Raw genomic sequence first — 2,991 nt, 5'->3', positions numbered from 1 at the left:
GTCCATCGGCTCATGATTTGCGCTCCACGCTTCCTTCCCACACTCGGTCGCCCTCATGCGGTTGCGCTTCGCTTCGCTCGTCTTGGTCAACTTGCGGCGGGACTTGCACCCGCAGGAGTGCGCCCATGCTGGGCGCACATGAAGAAAAACCCGCCAAGGCGGGTTTCTTCATGGCCTGCCCATATTGTGAGTACAAAAAAACCCACCGTGGTGATACGGTGGGTTTTTGATTTCTGAATCTTCAGCTGGCATGCGCCAGCATGAGATTAGAAGGTGTGCTTGACGCCAACGCCGTAACGGCTGTCAACACCGCCGGCAGCGGTAGCCACCGCGTTGTCGTTGCGCAGACCACCGTACACCGTGGTGCGCTTGGACAGGACATAGGCAACACCCAGGCCATAGCTGTTAGCGCGTGCACCACCATCAGCCTTGGACGAAGCGTAACCAGCCGACAGAACGATGTTGGCAGCCAGAGGAACGTCAGCACCGATGGTGAAGTCGGTCACATCTGCTGCGCCAGTAGCTTTCACCAGACCGTAGCCAGCCAACAGCTTGGCCATGCCCAAGTCGTAAGAACCGTTCACACGGGTGAACTTGGTTTCTGCAGCGCCGACCTTGTCAATCTGGTAAGCGAAACCAGCGAACACTGGGCCACCTTCGTATTTGGCGTGGAAAGCGGTGGACTGGATGCCCGTGCCTTCTTTCAGCGTGGTGCTCACGGCACCGCTGATGCCACCGAAGTCAGGGGTTGCGTAGTACAGACCGTTGGCAGGGTTGGCTGCGTAACCGCTGCTGGCCCAAATGCCGGTGGGTGCCAACACCGAGTCAAACACGGGGTTGGTTGCGCCAGCGATATCGTCATAAGCGGTCCACATTTTGCCCAGCTTGACTTCACCAAAGCCACCGCTCAGGCCAACGTAGGACTGACGCGAAAAAGCTTGACCAGCAGCAGTGGCACCGCTGTCAATGCTGAAACCCTGCTCCAACAGGAAATTGGCCTTCAAACCACCGCCGAGGTCTTCGGTGCCCTTGAAACCCAGACGGCTGCCGCTCACGCCACCGGAGGTCAGAGCGGCAGAAGCGCCCTTGTCTTTGTGGATCACAACGTCAGCGATACCGTACAGGGTCACGCTGGATTGAGCCATAGCGGCACCGGAAGCAGCCAACACGGCCAAAGCGATCAAAGATTTTTTCATGGAATCTTCCTTTTAAAAATGGGCCCATCGCTGGGCGGGGATGAATCTCAAAGAGACGAGTCATCCTAGCCTTATTCGGGTTTACACCCACGTGGAAACCCTTAAAGAGTTGTTTCAACCGGTCAAAACGTCTCTTTTCCGAGACAAACTGTTAGCTCTTGCGCGTGACGCGGGCATGACAGCATCGCCCCAAATTCAACCCTCAAGATGCGCTGGGTTTGCGCATGTTCCATCAACATTCCAACCGACACGGAGAAACAAGGCGCTTGGGAGCACCCAACAGAAAGCGACTGACGATATCGGCATAGGGGGCACCGATCATCGCAACCACCCCTGCCACACCACCCGGCATGCGGGTCCGCACCGGGCGGTTCGAGAGCTTGAGGTCATGACAGACGTGGCAATCCCAGCCCATCGAAGTACGCAATGGTCAGCACTCGCTTGATGGCTCCGTCGCTGTTGCGCCACCACCGGTGGCAGTTGCCCGCCACCGGTCTGGCGACATCTTGCGAGGCCCCCAGCGCCTTGAGCTCGCGGTAGATCGTGCGGGGCCGCTTCCACTGCCTGAGCTGAATCGCCCGCAATCGGTGGCGCAGCCATTCGTCCCGCCCTCGCCAGACACTTGGCGTTTGCGCCATCCCGAAGTACGCCTTCCAGCCCAGCAGGTAAGGCCAGAATCACCCGCTCGCCGGCCTTGATGCTGCCCCCGTAGACGCAAGCAGTCGTCGGCGTAGCGCGCAAAGCTGTGGCCTCGCGCCTCCAACGCCTTGTCCACTGCGTCGAGCAGCCCGTTGGCCAGCAGCGGGGACAGCGGTCTGCCCTGGGGCGTGCCCAGGTTGCGATCCACCACCACCCCACCATCCATGATCCCGGCGTTCAGATACACCCGAATCAGCCGGATCACGCCAGCGTCATCGATGCGCCTCTTGAGCCTGTCGATCAGGATGTCGTGGTTGACACGGTCAAGGATGTCGAGCCCGTCCATCCCGGCGGCACCCTTGTTGGCCTTCACCCGCTTCCATGCCGCGTGCAGGTTCTGTCTCGTCAGCGCCGCCCCCAGCAGGCCACCCGTGCCTGCCAGCGGCTTTTCCGACCCTGTGCGCGGGTGCTCACTTGGCGGGCCGCAGGCTTCGTCGCTGGCAGGACCACGCCGGGCTTCACCCTGCGCTACGCCCACCCGCCCACCAGGTAATCCTGGCATCTGACGCAGGGCCTTTGACATCCTGGTGTCCTCGCTCACTCACGCTCGTTCGGTCCTTCGCTATTGCCTTGTGGCCTCATCGACCCCGGCGCAAGCTACCACGACCTCGGCTGCCTTCTCGCTCCGGCAAAACCGTCGCCCTTTTGCTTCGCAGAAACTTCGTTTTCAGGCGCAAGGCGAGATCTCCCCAGGTAAGAACACACTCCTTCATCGAACAGCCACCGCACCTACGCCACACAAGCCTTGGTCACAAGAGCTTCGCGGCTTGTCGCCCCTCGCCCTGCTTGGTAGTGCCTTCTATGCGGTTCTTGTTCATCGGCTCACTTGTTTACGCTTCACGCGTTCTCCCCCACGTTCGGTCGCCCTCACGCAGTTGCGCTTCACCCAAGCTCACGGTGACCAGCTCGCAGCGGGACTTGCACCCGCAGGTGTGCGCCCATGCTGGGCGCACAACCCATCGGCATAGGGGGCAGCCATTATCGGCTGCACCCCTGCCACACCACCCGGCATGCGGGTCCGCACCGGGCGGTTCGAGAGCTTGAGGTCATGACAGCCTGGGCACGCCCAGCCGGTCAAAGTACGCAAGGGTCAACA

General features: G+C 60.7%; 1 protein-coding gene and 1 pseudogene. Both read right to left on the bottom strand.

All coding sequences use genetic code 11. The features are described from left to right. Window positions 1–266: 266 nt before the first annotated feature. On the bottom strand, window positions 267–1,196 hold the full coding sequence (locus tag Q7J58_RS03840) for a porin (protein ID WP_304823666.1): 930 nt from the start codon (window positions 1,194–1,196) through the stop codon (window positions 267–269). A 386-nt stretch (window positions 1,197–1,582) separates the two neighbouring features. Further along, window positions 1,583–2,418, bottom strand: a pseudogene (locus Q7J58_RS23180) (group II intron maturase-specific domain-containing protein). Between the last annotated feature and the right edge of the window lie 573 nt (window positions 2,419–2,991).

Source organism: Hydrogenophaga sp. (assembly GCF_030656115.1).
Classification (GTDB): domain Bacteria; phylum Pseudomonadota; class Gammaproteobacteria; order Burkholderiales; family Burkholderiaceae_C; genus Hydrogenophaga.
Note: the sequence above shows the minus strand (reverse complement) of the source record. Positions and strands in the feature narration are given on the sequence as shown.

Bases quoted from the DNA above. Each gene is read 5' to 3' on its own strand.
- Q7J58_RS03840 (WP_304823666.1), bottom strand. From the start codon at position 1,196: ATGAAAAAATCTTTGATCGCTTTGGCCGTGTTGGCTGCTTCCGGTGCC.